This is a genomic window from Streptomyces bullii (genome assembly GCF_042657145.1).
GTDB classification, from domain to species: domain Bacteria; phylum Actinomycetota; class Actinomycetes; order Streptomycetales; family Streptomycetaceae; genus Streptomyces; species Streptomyces bullii.
The window spans coordinates 254,725-270,716 of sequence record NZ_JBHSNY010000007.1 but is presented as its reverse complement, the minus strand read 5'-3'; the positions used below and the strand labels follow the sequence as shown (position 1 = coordinate 270,716).

The window sequence follows — 15,992 nt, the reverse complement described above, 5'->3', positions numbered from 1 at the left end:
CGCCCGCAGCCGCCGGCGACGCTCACGCGGCAGCCCGGAACCGCGCAGTCCGGTGCACGGGGTCCGTATCGATCTTCGGAATCACGTGCTCCCCGATCAGCCGGATCGTCTGCACCGTGTCCTCGGGCGGGATGCCGATCGGCACCCCGAACACCAGCTGATCGGCCCCGGCCTGCTCCCAGCGCTTGCACTGCGTGAGCACCTCCTGCGGATCCCCGCAGATCAGCAGCTCCTCGGCGATCAGATGCTCGATGACCTCCTCCGTGAACGCGGGCAGCGTCTCGGGCCACACGGGAAAGCCCTTGGGCCGGGGAAACGTGTCGTGGTACCGGAACAGCAGCGACTGGAGGTAGTGCAGCCCGCCGCCCGCCGCGATCCGCACCGCCTCCTCGTGCGTGGGCGCGCACACGGCCGTGGACGTCACCATCACGTTGTCGTTGACGAAGTCCCCGACGGGCTCGGCGTCGACGATCGCCGTCTTGTACCGCTCCAGCACCCACTCCATGTCGGAGACCTTCTGCACGCTGAAGCCCAGCACGCCCAGGCCCTTGCGGGCGGCCATGGCGTACGAGGGCGGGGAGCCCGCCGCGTACCACATCGCCGGGTGGGAGCCGCCGTACGGCTTCGGCAGCACCTTCCTCGGCGGCAGCGACCAGTGCCTGCCCCGGAAGCCGGCGTACTCGTCCTGGAGCCACATCTTCGGGAACTCCGCGATGGTCTCCTCCCAGATCTCCTTGGTGGCGTTCATGTCGGTGACGCCCGGGAGGAAGCCGAGGATCTCGTGCGAGCCCGCCCCGCGTCCGGTCCCGAACTCGAAGCGGCCCTCGGTGAGGTGGTCGAGCATCGCAGCCTTCTCGGCGACCTTCACGGGGTGGTTGACCGGGGCGAGCGGGTTGAAGATCCCGGAGCCGAGGTGGATGCGCCGCGTCGCGTGGGCGAGGTAGCCGAGGAAGACGTCGTTGGCGGAGAGGTGGGAGTACTCCTCCAGGAAGTGGTGCTCGGAGGCCCAGGCGTACTTGAAGCCGCACCGGTCCGCCTCGATGACGTACGCGGCCTCCTCCATCAGCGCCTTGTGCTCGGCGAGCGGGTCGGTCTCGGCGCGCTTGCCCACGTATCCCTGTACAAAGAGCCCGAATTCCACGGAGGTTCACCGTCCACAGGGTCTCGTCCCGCTGTTTCTGACGCTACGTCAGATCGATGGGTCGCACTGTTGCACCGACCCCCTGGACCGTCAATAGCTGACGGCCCGTCAGGTAGCTGCCGATCAGGAGATGCTCACACCCGCCAGCCATCCCCCGTCGATCACGAACGGCTGCCCGGTGATGTAGGACGAGTCGTCGCACGACAGGAACAGCGCGAGCCGCGCCACCTCCTCCGGACGCCCGATCCGCCCCAGCGGCACCAGCCTGCGGTAGAACGCGCCGGTCGCCTCCGGGCCGGCCCCGTCGGGCCTGCTCATCGCCGTGTCGACGGCGCCCGGGCACACGGCGTTGACGCGGATCCCCCGGCCCGCCAGCTCCAGCGCGGCGACCCTGGTCAGGCCGACGACGGCGTGCTTGGTGGCGGCGTACGCGCCCACCGCGGCCATGCCGGCCAGCCCGGTGTAGGAGGCGGTGTTGACGATCGTGCCGCCGTCGGTCATCTCCGGGGCGACGGTCTTGATCCCGAGGAAGCAGCCGACCTGGTTGACCCGTACGACCTCCATGAACTCGTCGAGCGGGGTGTCGAGCAGGGCGTGGAAGCGCAGGATGCCCGCGTTGTTCACCAGCCCGTCCACCCGGCCGCAGGCGTCCTTCACGGCCGCCACCGCGCCCCGCCAGTCGTCCTCCCGGCCGACGTCGAGGTGGACGTACCGGGCACCGATCTCCTTCGCGAGGGCCTCTCCCTGGTCGTCGAGGACGTCGGCGACGACCACCTCGGCGCCCTCGGCGGCGAACAGCCGGGCCTCCTGCTCGCCCTGGCCGCGTGCGGCGCCGGTGACGATGACGACCCGTCCGTCGAGCCTTCCCATGCGCTCTCCTCACAGGTGGGGTGCGATGTCGGCGCCGAACGCCGCGATCTGGTCGGTGAGTTCGGCACGGCTCCGACTGCGGAACCGCACCTGGATCTGGTGCACTCCCATCGCGCGGTACGCACGCAGCGACTCGGCGAGGCCGTCCGGGCAGCCGGTGAGCGTGCGCCGCCCGACCTCCCACGACGGCTCACCCACGTACAGCGGCTCGGTGATCGCACCGACGGTGAAGGGGCCGCGCAGACGCGCCTCTTCGCGCAGGCAGCGGATGCGGTCGAGCTGCGCGGGCAGCCGGTCCCGGGGGTCTCCCTGGGGCAGCCAGCCGTCGCCCTTGAGAGCGGCCCGGCGGACGGCGGCGGGCGAGGAGCCGCCGACCCAGACCGGAACGTGCCGCTGGGCCGGACGGGGACGCTGCCCGAGCCCCTCGAAGTCGTGGAACGTGCCGTGGTGCTCGGGGAACTCCTCCGGCCCGAGGGCGGCGCGCAGGGCGTCGATGGTCTCGTCGAGCACGGCGCCCCTGTGGCGGAAGTCCGCCCCCAGCGCCTGGAACTCCTCCTTCACGTGCCCGGCCCCGACCCCGAGGATCACCCGCCCGCCGCTGAGGTGATCGAGCGTGGCGTACTGCTTCGCGGTGAGCAGCGGATGCCGCAGCCCGACGACGGCGACATGGCTGAGCAGCCGGACGCGCGTGGTGGCGGCGGCGAGGAAGGAGAGCGTGGCGACGGGGTCGTACCAGACCGTGCTCATCGCCGCCGCCAGACGGCGCGGGATCCCGACGTGGTCGCAGCTCGCGATGTAGGCGAAACCGGCACGGTCGGCGGCCCGGGCGACCGCCAGCAGGTCCTCGGGGCCCGCCGTGGTCTCCCAGGGCTCGGTGTAGAGGGTGCTCTGGGACTGGACGGGAAGCTGGATGCCGCAGGGCAGGGTCAAGGGGCACCGCCCGGCCACAGTCCGTCGTCCGTGAGCCCGAGGAGCTCGATCGCGTTCCTCCGTACGATCCGCTCGACGACGTCCGCCTCCAGGTGCCCCATCTGCGCCTCGCCGACCTCGCGGGACTTGGGCCAGGTGGAGTCGGAGTGGGGGTAGTCGGTCTCGTACAGGACGTTTCCGACTCCGATGGAGTCGAGGTTGCGCAGCCCGAAGGCGTCGTCGAAGAAGCAGCCGTAGACGTGCTCGGCGAACAGCTCGGACGGCGGCCGGTGCACCTTGTCGGCGACGCCGCCCCAGCCCCGGTTCTCCTCCCACACCACGTCGGCGCGCTCCAGGATGTAGGGGATCCAGCCGATCTGCCCCTCGGCGTACATGACCCTGAGGTTCGGGAAGCGCTCGAACTTGCCGCTCATCAGCCAGTCGACCATCGAGAAGCAGCAGTTGGCGAAGGTGATGGTGGAGCCCACGGCGGGCGGTGCGTCGGCGGAGGTGGACGGCATCCGGCTGCTGGAGCCGATGTGCATGGCGACGACGGTGCCGGTCTCGTCGCAGGCGGCGAGGAAGGGGTCCCAGTCGTCGGTGTGCACGGACGGCAGTCCGAGGTGCGGGGGTATCTCGGAGAAGGCGACGGCCCGGACGCCGCGGGCGGCGTTGCGCCGGACCTCCCGGGCGGCCAGTCCGGCGTCCCACAGGGGTATGAGGGTGAGGGGGATCAGCCGCCCGTGGGCGTCGGGCCCGCACCACTCCTCCACCATCCAGTCGTTGTAGGCCCGGACGCACAGCAGCCCGAGTTCCCGGTCCTCCGCCTCGGTGAAGGTCTGCCCGCAGAAGCGGGGGAAGGTGGGGAAGCAGAGGGCGGACTGGACATGGTTGACGTCCATGTCGGCGAGGCGAGCGGGCACGTCGTACGACCCGGGCCGCATCTGCTCGTAGGTGATGACCTCCAGGCGGATCTCGTCCCGGTCGTGACCCACGGCGGTGTCGAGCCGGGTGAGGGGCCGGTGCAGATCCTCGTAGACCCACCAGTCGCCGACCGGACCGTCCTCCCCGGGCCGGCCCATGACCGGCTTGAAGCGCCCGCCGAGGAAGGTCATCTCCTTCAGCGGCGCGCGGACGATCCTGGGCGCGGTGTCCAGGTACTTCCTGGGCAGCCGGTCCTGCCAGACGTTCGCGGGTTCCACGGTGTGGTCGTCCACCGAGATGATCAGCGGAAACGTGCTGTCGCGGGTGTCCATGGCGCTCACGGTAGCGCTGATCTGACGGTCCGTCAGCTATACGGCGGGGGCCGAACGACGGTGACGCGTGTGCGGAAGTGTGCGGAGCGCGTGTGGACCTTGTGACCTCAGGTGTGCCCGCCTGTGATCGGTGTCTCCCACGGCTGACGCACATGCCGTGAACAAGGCAAACTGGCGTGGTTGTTCAGGAGGCCAAGGGGGACTGCATGGACGGTGTGCCGCGCGTACCGGAGCAGCGGCGTCCCGGCTCCTCGGCGGAGCCGCCGACGCTGCGCTTCAGCGTGCTCGGACCGGTGCGCGCCTGGCGCGACGACGAGCCGCTCCAGACCGGCTCCCCCCAGCAGCGCGCCCTGCTGGCGGCCCTGCTGCTGCGCGAGGGCCGTACCGCCACGGCGGCGGAGCTGATCGACGCCCTGTGGGGCGAGGAGCCGCCCTCGCAGGCCCTGGCGGCGGTCCGCACCTACGCCTCCCGCCTGCGCAAGGTCCTGGACGCCGGTGTCCTGGTCAGCGAGTCGGGCGGCTACGCGCTGCGCGGCCTCGGCGAGGGCACCCTGGACCTCGCGGTCGCCCAGGACCTGGCGACGGAGGCGGAGAAGGCCCGCTCCGCCGGGGACCTCTGCCACGCCCGTGACGTGCTCCGGCGGGCCCTCGCCCTGTGGGACGGCGAGGCGCTGGCGGGCGTACCGGGCCCGTACGCCGAGGCGCAACGGGTCCGCCTGGAGGAATGGCGCCTGCAACTGCTGGAGTGGCGCCTGGACATGGACCTGGAGCAGGGCTGCCACGCCGAGGCCGTCTCGGAACTGACGGCGCTCACGGCGGCGCACCCCCTGCGGGAGCGGCTGCGGGAACTGCTGATGCTGGCGCTGTACCGCAGCGGCCGCCAGGCGGAGGCACTGGCGGTGTACGCGGACACCCGGCGGCTGCTGGCCGAGGAGCTGGGCGTGGACCCGCGCCCGGGCCTGCGGGAGCTCCAGCAGCGCATCCTCCAGGCGGACCCGGGCCTGGCGGAGCCGTCGTCGCCGGCGCCGGAGCCGGCGGTGGTGCCGGTCCGCCCGGCGCAACTGCCCGCCACGGTGCCCGACTTCACGGGCCGCGGCGCCTTCGTGCGCGAGCTGAGCGAGACCCTGGCGTCGGCCTCCGGCGCCGAGGGCCGGGTGATGGCGGTCTCCGCGCTGGCCGGCATCGGCGGCGTCGGCAAGACGACCCTGGCGGTGCACGTCTCCCACCAGGCCCGGGCCGCCTTCCCGGACGGGCAGTTGTACGTGGACCTCCAGGGCGCGGGCCCCCGGGCCGCGGAACCGGAGACGGTGCTGGGTTCGTTCCTGCGGGCCCTGGGCACGGCGGACTCGGCGATCCCGGACTCCCTGGAGGAGCGGGCCGCCCTGTACCGCTCGGTGCTGGACGGCCGCCGGGTCCTGGTCCTGCTGGACAACGCCAAGGACGCGGCCCAGGTCCGGCCGTTGCTTCCCGGCACGGAGGGCTGCGCAGCCCTGGTCACCTCCCGGGTCCGCATGGTGGACCTGGCGGGCGCGCACCTGGTCGACCTGGACGTGATGGCGCCGGACGAGGCGCTGGCGCTGTTCACGAAGATCGTGGGCGAGGAGCGGGTGGCGTCCGAACGTGAGGCGGCCCTGGACGTGGTGGCGGCCTGCGGCTTCCTGCCCCTGGCCATCCGGATCGCGGCCTCCCGCCTGGCGGCACGCCGTACGTGGACGGTGTCGGTCCTGGCGGCCAAACTCGCCGACGAACGCCGTCGGCTGGACGAGCTCCAGGCCGGCGACCTGGCGGTGAAGGCGACCTTCGAGCTGGGATACGGCCAGCTGGAACCGGCCCAGGCCCGGGCGTTCCGCCTGCTGGGGCTGGCCGACGGTCCGGACATCTCCCTGGCCGCGGCGGCCGCGGTCCTGGACCTCCCGGTCGACGACACCGAGGACCTGCTGGAGTCCCTGGTGGACACGTCCCTGCTGGAGTCGGCGGCCCCGGGCCGCTACCGCTTCCACGACCTGGTCCGGCTCTACGCGCGTGCGTGCGCGGAACGGGACGAACAGCCGCCGAGCGAGCGGGAGGGGGCGTTGTCGCGGCTGCTGGACTTCTATCTGGCCACCGCGGCGGGGGTGTACGTCCTCGAACGGCCCGGCGACCAGCTGCTGGCGCACCTCGCCCCCACCACGCAGCCGGGGCTGACCTTCACCGACCGCAAGATGGCCGGTGACTGGCTCTACACGGAAGCCGCCTGCCTGCTGGCCTGCGTCCGCCAGCACGCCGCGGGCGCCTCCCTGCGTCGCGCGGTGGACCTCCTGTTCTCCGCCAAGGACCTCGCGGAGTCGGGGGTCGACTCCCGGCAGTACGAGCAAGTCGGCATGGCGGTCCTCACGGCCGCGGAACGGGCGGGTGACGCCCTCGTGCAGGCTCGCGCCCAAACGATCCTGGCGCACTCGCACAGCCTGTCCGGCAAGTTCCAGCAGGCCGACGAGCACGCGGCGCTGGGAATGCGCCTCAGCACGGCCGCCGACGACCCCGTGTCGGGTGGCTACGCGCCCAACGTGCGCGGGATCGTCGCGATCTACCAGCACCGGTACGAGGACGCGGAAGCGTACCTGGGGCAGGCCCTGACAGCGTTCCGCACCGACGACAACCGCCCAGGTGAAGCGAGTGCGCTGAGCAACCTGTCACGGGTCCATCTCAGCACCGGGAAACCGGAAGGCGCCGTGGCTCTGGCGGAGCAGGCCCTGTCCATCTACCGCGAGGTCGGCATCACCTGGCGCCTGGCCAACGGCAAGTACGCGCTGGGCCTGGCGCTCTCCGCGGTCGGGCGGCACGACGACGCCATGCGCGAACTCAGCTCCGCCCTCCCCGTCTTCCAGCAGAGCCGTCAGCGGCTCTGGGAGGGGATGACGCTGTTCCGCATGGCCGAGGTCTCGTTGGCGGCACGGCAACCGGCGCGGGCCGCCGCACAGGCGGAGAAGGCACTCGCCCTGCTCCGCGGCATCGGCGGCGAATGGCGGCGCGGGAACGTGCTGACCGTTCTCGGCCGCGCACTGGTCGCGATCGGTCAGTCCGGCCGGGCCCAGGCCTGTCTGACCGAGGCACTGGCCATCTACGAGAAGCTGGACAGGCCGGAGGCCGCCGAAGTCCGGGCCCTGCTGTCGCCGGCGACCGCCGGCTGCCCCTCGTAGTCGGCGTTCATCGTTCGTTTATCGCCTCACGGCAGTCTCTTCGTCAGTCGATGCGTCGCGTCGGGGGGCAGACGGATCGACTCGCACGGCCGCGTCACCAAGGTGAGCGGGCCTGTGGCGTCCGCCCGGCAGCGCTCGGGGGAGCCGCCGGGCGGACAGCCGAGAACCTCGCACCCTACGGAGTTGAATGCCATGAGCGATGAGAAGACGACCGAGCCTGTCGTGGTCAAGCCCCAGGACGATCACGCCACCGGCGGCACCGAGACCAAGCCGCTCGACGACCACGCCACGGGCGGCGGCGAGCTGACCCCTCAGGACGACCACGCGACCGGGGAGCAGGCGTAACCCACCTCGGTCCACGGGGGATCGGCCGCGGCGGCGCGGAGGGGGAGCCGTCGCGGCCGAGGCGCGTGCGGAGGCTGTCGCGCCTCACAGTGCGACGACCCCGACCCTCTCCCCGCACGGTGTGGTCATGTCGTCCTGGTCGGCCGTGTTCGCTCGCGCCAGACCGCCCGGGAGAGCGCCTCGCAGTCCGGCACGAAGGTGTCGACGCGCGTCAGCCCGCCAACGGCAGGTGAGGACCGGCGCCGGTGTCCGAGCCCGCGTCGCGCTCGGCGAAGTGGCGCTCGTGGTCGCGCGGCTCGGCCTCCGCCTGCGCCGGCTCTGCCTGCGTCAGCGCTCCGCCCGCCGCCGTCCCCACCGGCCGCGCAGCTCCCCCTTCACCACCTTCCCGCCGGCGTTCCGCGGCAGTTCCGCCACGAACTCCACCGTCCTCGGGACCTTGTAGTTCGCCATCTCACGGCGCGCCCATGCGATCAGGTCGTCAGCGGTCAGCACCGTGCCAGGGTGCCGTACCACGTACGCCTTCCCGACCTCCCCGAGGCGCCGGTCCGGGATGCCGACGACCGCGACCTCGGCCACCTGCGGGTGCAGGAGCAGGGTCTGCTCTATCTCGGCCGGGTAGGCGTTGAAGCCGCCGACGACGAACATGTCCTTGACGCGGTCGGTGATGCGGAGACGGCCCTCCGCGTCCAGCACGCCCACGTCGCCCGTGCGCAGCCAGCCGTCCTGCGTCAGGACCTCCGCCGTGGCCGCCTCGTCCTCGTGGTAGCCGCGCATGACGTTGAAGCCGCGGACCAGCACCTCGCCGGGCACCCCAGGGTCCACCGCCCGTCCGCCGGCGTCCACCACCTTCACCTCCGTGCCGGGGATCGGCCGGCCGGACGTCGACGCGATCACGCCCGGGTCGTCGCCCCGGCGGCACATCGTGACGATGCCGCTCGCCTCCGAGAGCCCGTACGCCGTCAGGACCGTTGTCACACCCAGTTCGCCGCGCAGGCGCTCCACCAGCGGCAGGGGGACCACCGCCGCGCCGGTCACCACCAGCCTCAGTGCCGACAGGTCGTACCCGTCCCGGCCCGGGTGGTCCAGCAGCGACTGGAGGAGGGTGGGCGGGCCGGGGAGGACCGAGACGCGTTCCGCCGCGATGTTCGCCAGGACCGTGGCCACGTTGAACACCGGCTGGGGGATCATCGTCGCGCCCCGCATCAGGCAGGCCAGCACGCCCGCCTTGTAGCCGAAGGTGTGGAAGAAGGGGTTCACGATCAGGTAGCGGTCGCCCTGCCGGAGGCCGGCGAGCTCGCTCCAGATCTCGTACGCCCGCAGCGTCTGCGCGTGCGTGATCACGGCGCCCTTGGGGCGGCCCGTGGTGCCCGAGGTGAAGACGATGTCGGACGGGGACGTCCCGTCCACCGTGCCGGCCCGGGCCCGTACCTCCGCCTCCCCCACCCCCTCCCCGCTCGCCAGGAAGTCCTTCCAGGTGAGGAAGCCGGCGGGGGCGTCCTCCGACAGGACGACCGCCCGATCCAGAGCGGGCAGTCCCGGCAGCGGTCCCTCACAGGTCCCCTCCCCCGCCGCCCTGCGCAGCGACGCCACGTACGACGTGCCCAGGAACGTGCCCGTCACGAACAGCAGCCGGGCGCCGCTGCGGCGCAGGACGTCCGCCGCCTCCGCGCCCTTGAAGCGGGTGTTCACCGGGACCAGGACGCCGCCCGCCGAGACCGCCCCGAGCGCGGCGACGATCCAGTCGAGGGAGTTCGGGGCCCAGATCCCCACCCGGTCCCCGGGCCGTAGCCCCTGCGCGACGCAGGCTGCCGCCGCCCGTTCGACCCGGGCGCCCAGTTCGCCGTACGTGACGCGGGTACGGCCCTCGACGACCGCCTGGGTCCGCGCGTACCGCTCGGCCGCCGACCGCACCAGGTCCGGAACGCTGTCCCACTCCACGGCCGGCCTCCTCGGAAACGGTACGGGAGCTGACAGTCCGTCAGATTAGCGGTAATCTGACGGACTGTCAGCAATACCGCCCACGGCCACGGAGGTGCGCGCATGGCAGGACCGGGAGGGCTCAAGGACGCCACCGCCATCGTCGGGATCGGGCAGACCGCCTTCGCCAAGCACCTCCCCGAGGACGAGCGCACCCTCGCCTGCCGTGCCGTGCTCGCCGCGCTGGACGACGCCGGGATCACGCCCGGCGAGGTCGACGCCCTCGCCTCCTACACGATGGAGGAGACCGACGAGGTGGAGCTGGCGAAGACCGTGGGGTTCGGCGATCTCACCTTCTTCGGACAAGTGCCCTACGGCGGCGGCGGTTCCTGCGGCACCGTCGCCCTGCTCGCCGCCGCCGTCGCCACCGGGCAGGCGACCGTCGGTGTCGCCTGGCGGTCCCGCAAGCGCGGCTCCGGACCCCGGCCGTGGACGAACACCACCCGCCAACTGCCCACGCCCGCCCAGTGGACCCGGCCCTTCGGCCTGCTCCGGCCCGTCGACGAGATCGCCATGCTCGCCCGCCGCTATCTGCACGAGTACGGCGCCACCCGGGACCACCTGTTCAACGTCGCCCTCGCCTGCCGCAACCGGGCCAACCAGAACCCGGCCGCGATCATGTACGACCGGCCCCTGACCCGCGAGATGTACATGACCTCCCGGTGGATCAGCGAGCCCCTGTGCCTCTTCGACAACTGCCTGGAGACGGACGGGGCGCTGGCCTGTGTGGTGGTCAGCCGTGAGCGCGCCCGGGACTGCCGCCGCAAACCCGTCCTCGTCCACGCCGCCGCCCAGGGCCTGCCCGCCCAGCACCACGGCATGGTCAGCTACTGGAACGACGACCCGCTCACCGGCCCGGCCTGGACCGCCGCCCGGCATCTGTGGAAGCACGCGGACCTCACGCCCGAGGACGTGGACGTCGCCCAGATCTACGACGCGTTCACCCCGCTCGTGCTGCTGTCCCTGGAGGGGTACGGCTTCTGCGGCCGGGGCGAGGGCGGCGCCTTCACGGAAGGGGGCGCTTTGGAGACCGGGGGACGGCTGCCCCTCAACACCGCCGGCGGCGGGCTCTCCGAGGCCTATGTGCACGGCTTCAACCTCATCACCGAGGCCGTGAAGCAGCTGCGCGGCACCAGCACCGCGCAGGTGCCCGGCGCCTCGGCCTGCCTGGTCACGGCGGGCGAAGGCGTCCCGACCTCCGCCCTCCTCCTCAGGAGCTGAGATGCTCGAACCCGTCATCGACACCGACGGCGCGCCCTTCTGGCAGTACGCCGCCCGGGGCGAGCTGCGCGTCCAGGCGTGCGCCGAGTGCGGGGAGCCGCGCTTCCCGCCCCGGCCCTGCTGCCCCCACTGCCGGTCCTTCGCGAGCGTGTGGCAGAGGACGGAGGGCCGCGGACGCGTCTGGTCCTACGTCGTGCCCCACCCGCCCCTGCTGCCCGGCTACGCGGAGCTGGCGCCGTACACCGTGGTCGTCGTCGAACTCGCCGAGGCGCCGCGGATACGGCTGGTCGGCAATCTGGTCGCCGGGCCCGGGCAGCCCCTGAACTCGCTCGCCGCGGACCGCGTCCGCATCGGCGCCCGGGTCCGGGCCGTCTTCCACGACGGACTGCCCCAGTGGGTCCTGGAGCGGCCATGACCGTGCGGGTCAGCGCCGACCAGGACACCGGGGTCGCCGTCGTCACCCTCGACCGGCCCGAGCGGCTCAACGCCATCGACCTCGCCACCGCTCGGCAACTGGCCGCCACCTGGCGGGAATTGCGGTTCGACGACTCGGTGCGGGCCGTCGTCCTCACCGGTGCCGGCGAGCGGGCGTTCTGCACCGGCCTCGACCGCGACGCCGACGTACCGCAGCCCGGATCGCCGTACATGCAGGACGATCCGCTGCTCACCGCCGGCCCGAAGGCGAACGACCTGTGGAAACCGGTCGTCGCCGCCGTGCGGGGCATGGCCTGCGGAGGCGCCTTCTACCTGCTCGGCGAGGCGGAGTTCGTCGTCGCCGACACCACCGCCCGTTTCTTCGACCCGCACACCACCTACGGCATGGTCAGCGCGTACGAGTCCGTCCTCATGGCGCAGCGCATGCCGTACGGGGAGGTGGCGCGGATGATGCTGATGGGCACCGCCGAGCGGCTCTCCGCTCAACGGGCGTACGACATCGGCCTGGTCAGCGAGCTCACCCCGCCCGGGGAGGCGCTGGCCGCCGCGACCGCCCGGGCCGCCGTCATCGCCGGGTATCCGGCCGGGGCCGTGCAGGGGACCGTGCGGGCCCTGTGGGCGTCCCGGGAAGCGGCCCTCGCCCACGGGTTCGCCCAGGCACCGCACCTGATCGCGCTCGGGAACCTGCCGCGCGAACGGCAGGCGGAGCTGTTCGCCGGACGCCGGCGCAGGTACCGGTCGCGTTAGCCGTCGTCGTGCACGACTGGGGAGCGCCGGTGGCCTGGCACACCGCGCTGCTGCGGCCGGACGTGGTGGCGGGGTGGGAACTGACCGCCCCCTGGGCCGGCGCCGTGGTGACGGCCCCGGCCCTGTACATGTAAGGCGACCGGGACCTGGTGCCCGCCTTCCGCGGCACGCCCGAACGGATCGCCCGGCTCCCCGAGCTGATGCCGAGCCTGCGCGGGAAGCCCGTCGTGCTGCCTGGCTGCGGCCACTGGACCCAGCAGGAACGCCCCGCCGAGGTGACCGCCGCCCTGCTCGACCTCCTCACCGGCCTGGCGGCCTGACGGACCGGGCAGGTCATCGCATGGCGACCACCGCGTCCCCGGCGTACCGTCTGCCCTGAGAGCGGCGAACGGGCCGCTCCCCGACGCGACGGCCGCCGTCTGGACCCCTTCCGCACGCCGGAACGACGGCCGTCCCCGAGCGGCCGTGCCCGAGCAGCGGAAGTCCCCGGCAGCGGGTCCCGCTTCCGCGGCGTGACCCGACGGCGGGCGCTAGGTGGAGCGCGCCGTGCCCGTGCCCAGCTCCGCGTCCAGGGCGTACACGCAGCGGTCCTTGCTGCACGCGTACACGACCCCGTCCTTGACGACCGGGGAGCCGGTGATCTCGCCGCCCGTGGCGAGCTTCCAGCGCAGCCGGCCGTCGTCGGCCTTGAGGGTGTACAGCAGGTGGTCCGTCGAGCCGAAGTGGATGCGGCCCTCCGCCACGGCCGGGGCACCGACGATGTCGCCGCCCGCCTGGAAGCGCCACTTGGGCGTCCCCGTCACCGCGTCCAGGGTGTACAGGCCCTTGCCGCTGCCGACGTGGACGTGGCCCGCGGCCACCAGCACCGGGTCGACCGAGGTCCGGGACTCCGTCGCGATGCGCCAGCGGTCGCGGCCGTCGGTCGCGTCGAGGGCGTACACCGTGCCGAGGTAGTCGGCCAGGTAGATGCCGCCGCCGGTGACCGCCGGGCCGGGCACGAAGGCGGGCGGGCTGAGGAAGGCCGCCGGGGCCTCGAAGTGCCACTTCACATGGCCGCCGGCCACGTCCAGCGCCAGGACTCGGGTGCCGGCGGAGACGTACACGCAGCCGTCCGGGGCCTGCGTGAGCCGTACCGGTACGCCGCCGCAGGAGGCCGCGTCACCGATCGGGTAGGACCAGCGCTCGTCGCCGGTGCGCGCGTCCAGCGCCCTGAGCCGGGCGTCCTGCCAGGCGTAGACCGTGCCGTCGTGGACGACCGGGCCCGCCTCCGGGGACTCGAAGTCGGTCTGGCAGCCGGTGATCTCCCACAGCTTCTGGCCGTTGGACGCCTCCCAGGCCTGGACGCCGCCGCCGCGGGTGCCGGTGACGACCGTGCCCCGGTCGGCCTTGAGCGAGTACACCCAGGCGTCCGTCTGCAGGCGCCACAGGTCCGTGCCCTCACGGGCGTCCAGGGCGAACAGCGTCGGCCCGTCGGAGGCGTGGACACGGCCGTCCGCGACCGCCATCGACCAGGCGACGTCCCGGGTCTTGAAGCGGCGCCGGCCGGTCGCCACGTCCAGGGCGTGCACCTCGAAGGAGGTGACGTAGACGAGGTCGCCGTCGACGGAGGGGGTGCCCCAGACGTCGTTGGACATGCGGAAGCGCCAGGGCCGCCAGCCGCCGGGCTGCTCCGGCGGCGCGGCCGGGGCCGCGGGTGCCGGCACGGCGGGGTCGGCGCCGTTGACGCCGGGGCGCGGCTTGGACCAGGACGCGGCGAGCGCGGCCTCCGGCGGGGGTGCCTTGACGGCGGCGGCGCGCACCTCGGCGACGCGCGGGCCGGGCCCGATGGGCACCCGGGCACCGGCCAGCTGTACGGGACCGGTGTCGGGGGCGCCGACCGGCGCGGGCACGGGTGCGGGCGCGGACGGCGGGGGCGGGACGACGGGGTCGTGGGGGGGCGGCGGCGGAACGGGGGGCGCGGCGGGCCGGGCCGCCCCCGCGCCGCCGCTGCGGCCGGTGCCCGGGCCCGGCTTGCTCGGCGGACGGCCGTTGCGCCGGGCCTCGATCAGGCTCACCGCGCGCTCGGGCAGCCAGGCCGACGCCGTACCGCTGTCGTCGGAGCCGGAGCCGAACAGGTGCGGGGCGAGCTGGGCCTGGAGGTCGGCGGGGGTGGGCCGGGCCGAGGCCTCCATCTGCATGCAGGACTCGATCAGGGGGCGCAGCTCGTCCGGCAGGCCCTCCAGGTCCGGGCCCTCGCGCAGCAGCATGAAGACCGTCTCGACCGGGTTGGCGCCGTGGAAGGGCGGATGCCCCGTGGCGGCGAAGACGAGCGTGGAGCCCAGCGAGAACACGTCGCTCGCACCCGTCACGCTCCGCGAGTCCTTGGCCTGCTCCGGCGACATGTAGGCGGGCGTACCGACGGCGACGTTGGTCATCGTCAAACGGGTGTTCGACACGCCCGAGGCGATACCGAAGTCGATCACGCGGGGCCCGTCCTCGACGACGAGGACGTTGGACGGCTTCAGGTCGCGGTGGACGAGCCCGGCCCCGTGGATGGACTGCAGGGCCTCGGCGACACCGGCCGCCAGCCAGCGCACCGCCTGGGCCGGGAGCGGCCCGCACTCGTTCACTATCTCCTCGAGGGAGGGCGCGGGGACGTACGCGGTGGCGAGCCACGGCACGGCGGCGCGCGGATCGGCGTCCACGACGGCCGCCGTGTAGAAACCGGACACCGCCCGGGCCGCCTCCACCTCGCGGGTGAAGCGGACCCGGAACAGCTGGTCCTCGGCCAGCTCCGTGCGGACCGTCTTGATCGCCACGCGCCGGCCGGACGCCGAGCGCGCGAGATAGACCAGCCCCATGCCACCGGCACCCAGCCGTCCCAGCACCTCGAACGGCCCGATCCGCCGCGGATCGTGCTGCGTCAGCTGATCCACCACTTGCCTGCCACCTCCCCGTACGAGCCGCGCCGGTCACTTCTGTACGCGACCCCGTGCAGCGTCTCACCACCGCACCGCCGTGGCGGCACGCACCCCGATTCTTCCTGTCCGGGGCGCTGGTTGCGAACCCGGTGAGAATTGGGGTGTCCAGCACCATATACGGATCAAAAGGGACCGAGAAGCGGCAGCTCAGCGGTGCAGCAGCGCGAACGACGCCCCTTGATTGTCGGTGACGACGGCGACCGTGCCGTAGGACGTCTCAAAGGGTGGCACCTGGACGCGTCCGCCGAGCCGGGTCACCTCCTCCAGCGTGGCCGGGACGTCCTCCACCGCGAAGTGGACGAGGAAGTGGGGCGGCATCTCGGCGGGAAAGACGGCCGAGACCGGCGCGCGGCCGAAGTCGGGCTCGGCGTCCGGCCCGAACAGGGCGTCGTGGAAGAGGTCGCCGTAGAAGGCGTTGGCCGCCCCGGTGTCGCGGGCGTACAGCTGGGCCCAGGCGAAGGTGCCGGGCTCGTGGCGGGTGCCGAAGCCGGGGTGGCTGCCCGGCTGCCACAGGGCGAAGACGGCGCCCTCCGCGTCGGTGACCAGCGCGGTGACGCCGAGCTCGGCGACCGGCAGGGGCACCGAGACGATCTGTCCGCCGGACGCCCGGATCCGCCCGCACAGCGCCTCGGCGTCCGGGGTGGCGAAGTAGACCGTCCACACGGTGGGCAGCCGGCCGTCCAGCTTGCGCACGAGCGCGGCGACGGGCTCCCCGTCCTTCAGCGCCCGGGCGAAGGAGCCGTACCACTCCTCGAAGGTCCACCCGAAGAGCGCACCGTAGAACCGCTTGCCCGCCTCGACGTCGGGCAGCTGCACGTCCACCCAGCAGGGGACGCCCTCTGCGTACACCGATGCCCTGTTTTCGGCCATGCCGCCAAAGTAACCGCGTTGTCCACGGCCCGCAGACCAGGCACACAGCCCCCACAGCCCCGCACACCCCATTTGCAGTCGGCCG

At 73.1% G+C, this 15,992-nt stretch carries 12 protein-coding genes and 1 pseudogene; 6 read left to right on the top strand and 7 right to left on the bottom strand.

Annotated elements, in window-relative coordinates:
• Positions 1 to 22: 22 nt before the first annotated feature.
• The 4 genes from ACFPZJ_RS21695 to ACFPZJ_RS21680 form a co-directional block, all read right to left on the bottom strand.
• Positions 23 to 1,141 (bottom strand): LLM class flavin-dependent oxidoreductase, encoded by a 1,119-nt coding sequence (locus ACFPZJ_RS21695; protein WP_381024108.1) that lies wholly within the window; start codon positions 1,139 to 1,141, stop codon positions 23 to 25.
• Between the two features lie 123 nt (positions 1,142 to 1,264).
• Positions 1,265 to 2,011, bottom strand: a complete 747-nt coding sequence (locus tag ACFPZJ_RS21690) for an SDR family NAD(P)-dependent oxidoreductase (RefSeq protein WP_381024106.1) — start codon at positions 2,009 to 2,011, stop codon at positions 1,265 to 1,267.
• Between the two features lie 9 nt (positions 2,012 to 2,020).
• The gene (locus ACFPZJ_RS21685; protein ID WP_381024651.1) at positions 2,021 to 2,935 is read right to left on the bottom strand and encodes an LLM class F420-dependent oxidoreductase; all 915 of its coding nucleotides are present in this window, start codon (positions 2,933 to 2,935) and stop codon (positions 2,021 to 2,023) included.
• Positions 2,936 to 2,937: 2 nt separating this feature from the next.
• A complete protein-coding gene (locus ACFPZJ_RS21680; RefSeq protein WP_381024103.1) occupies positions 2,938 to 4,176 on the bottom strand; it encodes an amidohydrolase family protein in 1,239 nt (412 codons plus the stop codon).
• Between the two features lie 206 nt (positions 4,177 to 4,382).
• Here ACFPZJ_RS21680 and afsR point away from each other — a divergent pair, with 206 nt between their 5' ends.
• On the top strand, positions 4,383 to 7,352 hold the full coding sequence (gene afsR, locus ACFPZJ_RS21675; RefSeq protein ID WP_381024100.1) for an SARP-family global regulator AfsR: 2,970 nt from the start codon (positions 4,383 to 4,385) through the stop codon (positions 7,350 to 7,352).
• A gap of 192 nt (positions 7,353 to 7,544) precedes the next feature.
• Entirely contained in the window at positions 7,545 to 7,697 is a 153-nt protein-coding gene (locus ACFPZJ_RS21670) for a hypothetical protein (protein WP_381024097.1), read from the top strand.
• Positions 7,698 to 8,024: 327 nt separating this feature from the next.
• On the opposite strand, the gene ACFPZJ_RS21665 is transcribed toward ACFPZJ_RS21670, so the two are convergent.
• Positions 8,025 to 9,635 (bottom strand): FadD3 family acyl-CoA ligase, encoded by a 1,611-nt coding sequence (locus ACFPZJ_RS21665; RefSeq protein WP_381024095.1) that lies wholly within the window; start codon positions 9,633 to 9,635, stop codon positions 8,025 to 8,027.
• 102 nt (positions 9,636 to 9,737) lie between these two features.
• Between ACFPZJ_RS21665 and ACFPZJ_RS21660 the strand changes: the two genes are divergently transcribed.
• The 4 genes and pseudogenes from ACFPZJ_RS21660 to ACFPZJ_RS21645 all read left to right on the top strand — a co-directional run.
• On the top strand, positions 9,738 to 10,895 hold the full coding sequence (locus ACFPZJ_RS21660) for a lipid-transfer protein (RefSeq protein ID WP_381024092.1): 1,158 nt from the start codon (positions 9,738 to 9,740) through the stop codon (positions 10,893 to 10,895).
• A gap of 1 nt (position 10,896) precedes the next feature.
• Positions 10,897 to 11,310, top strand: coding sequence for a Zn-ribbon domain-containing OB-fold protein (locus tag ACFPZJ_RS21655; RefSeq protein WP_381024091.1), 414 nt, complete (start codon positions 10,897 to 10,899; stop codon positions 11,308 to 11,310).
• Positions 11,307 to 12,077 (top strand): enoyl-CoA hydratase/isomerase family protein, encoded by a 771-nt coding sequence (locus tag ACFPZJ_RS21650; RefSeq protein WP_381024088.1) that lies wholly within the window; start codon positions 11,307 to 11,309, stop codon positions 12,075 to 12,077. The genes ACFPZJ_RS21655 and ACFPZJ_RS21650 overlap by 4 nt, the downstream gene beginning before the upstream one ends.
• Positions 12,078 to 12,151: 74 nt before the next feature.
• A pseudogene (locus tag ACFPZJ_RS21645) lies at positions 12,152 to 12,397 on the top strand (alpha/beta fold hydrolase); the annotation flags it as partial.
• Positions 12,398 to 12,607: 210 nt separating this feature from the next.
• On the opposite strand, the gene afsK reads toward ACFPZJ_RS21645, so the two are convergent.
• Together afsK and kbpA are read right to left on the bottom strand one after the other, a co-directional pair.
• The gene (gene afsK / locus ACFPZJ_RS21640) at positions 12,608 to 14,995 is read right to left on the bottom strand and encodes a protein serine/threonine kinase AfsK (RefSeq protein ID WP_381024086.1); all 2,388 of its coding nucleotides are present in this window, start codon (positions 14,993 to 14,995) and stop codon (positions 12,608 to 12,610) included.
• Positions 14,996 to 15,184: 189 nt separating this feature from the next.
• Positions 15,185 to 15,907: an AfsK-binding protein KbpA gene (gene kbpA / locus ACFPZJ_RS21635; protein ID WP_381024083.1), complete on the bottom strand. Its 723-nt coding sequence runs from the start codon at positions 15,905 to 15,907 to the stop codon at positions 15,185 to 15,187.
• Between the last annotated feature and the right edge of the window lie 85 nt (positions 15,908 to 15,992).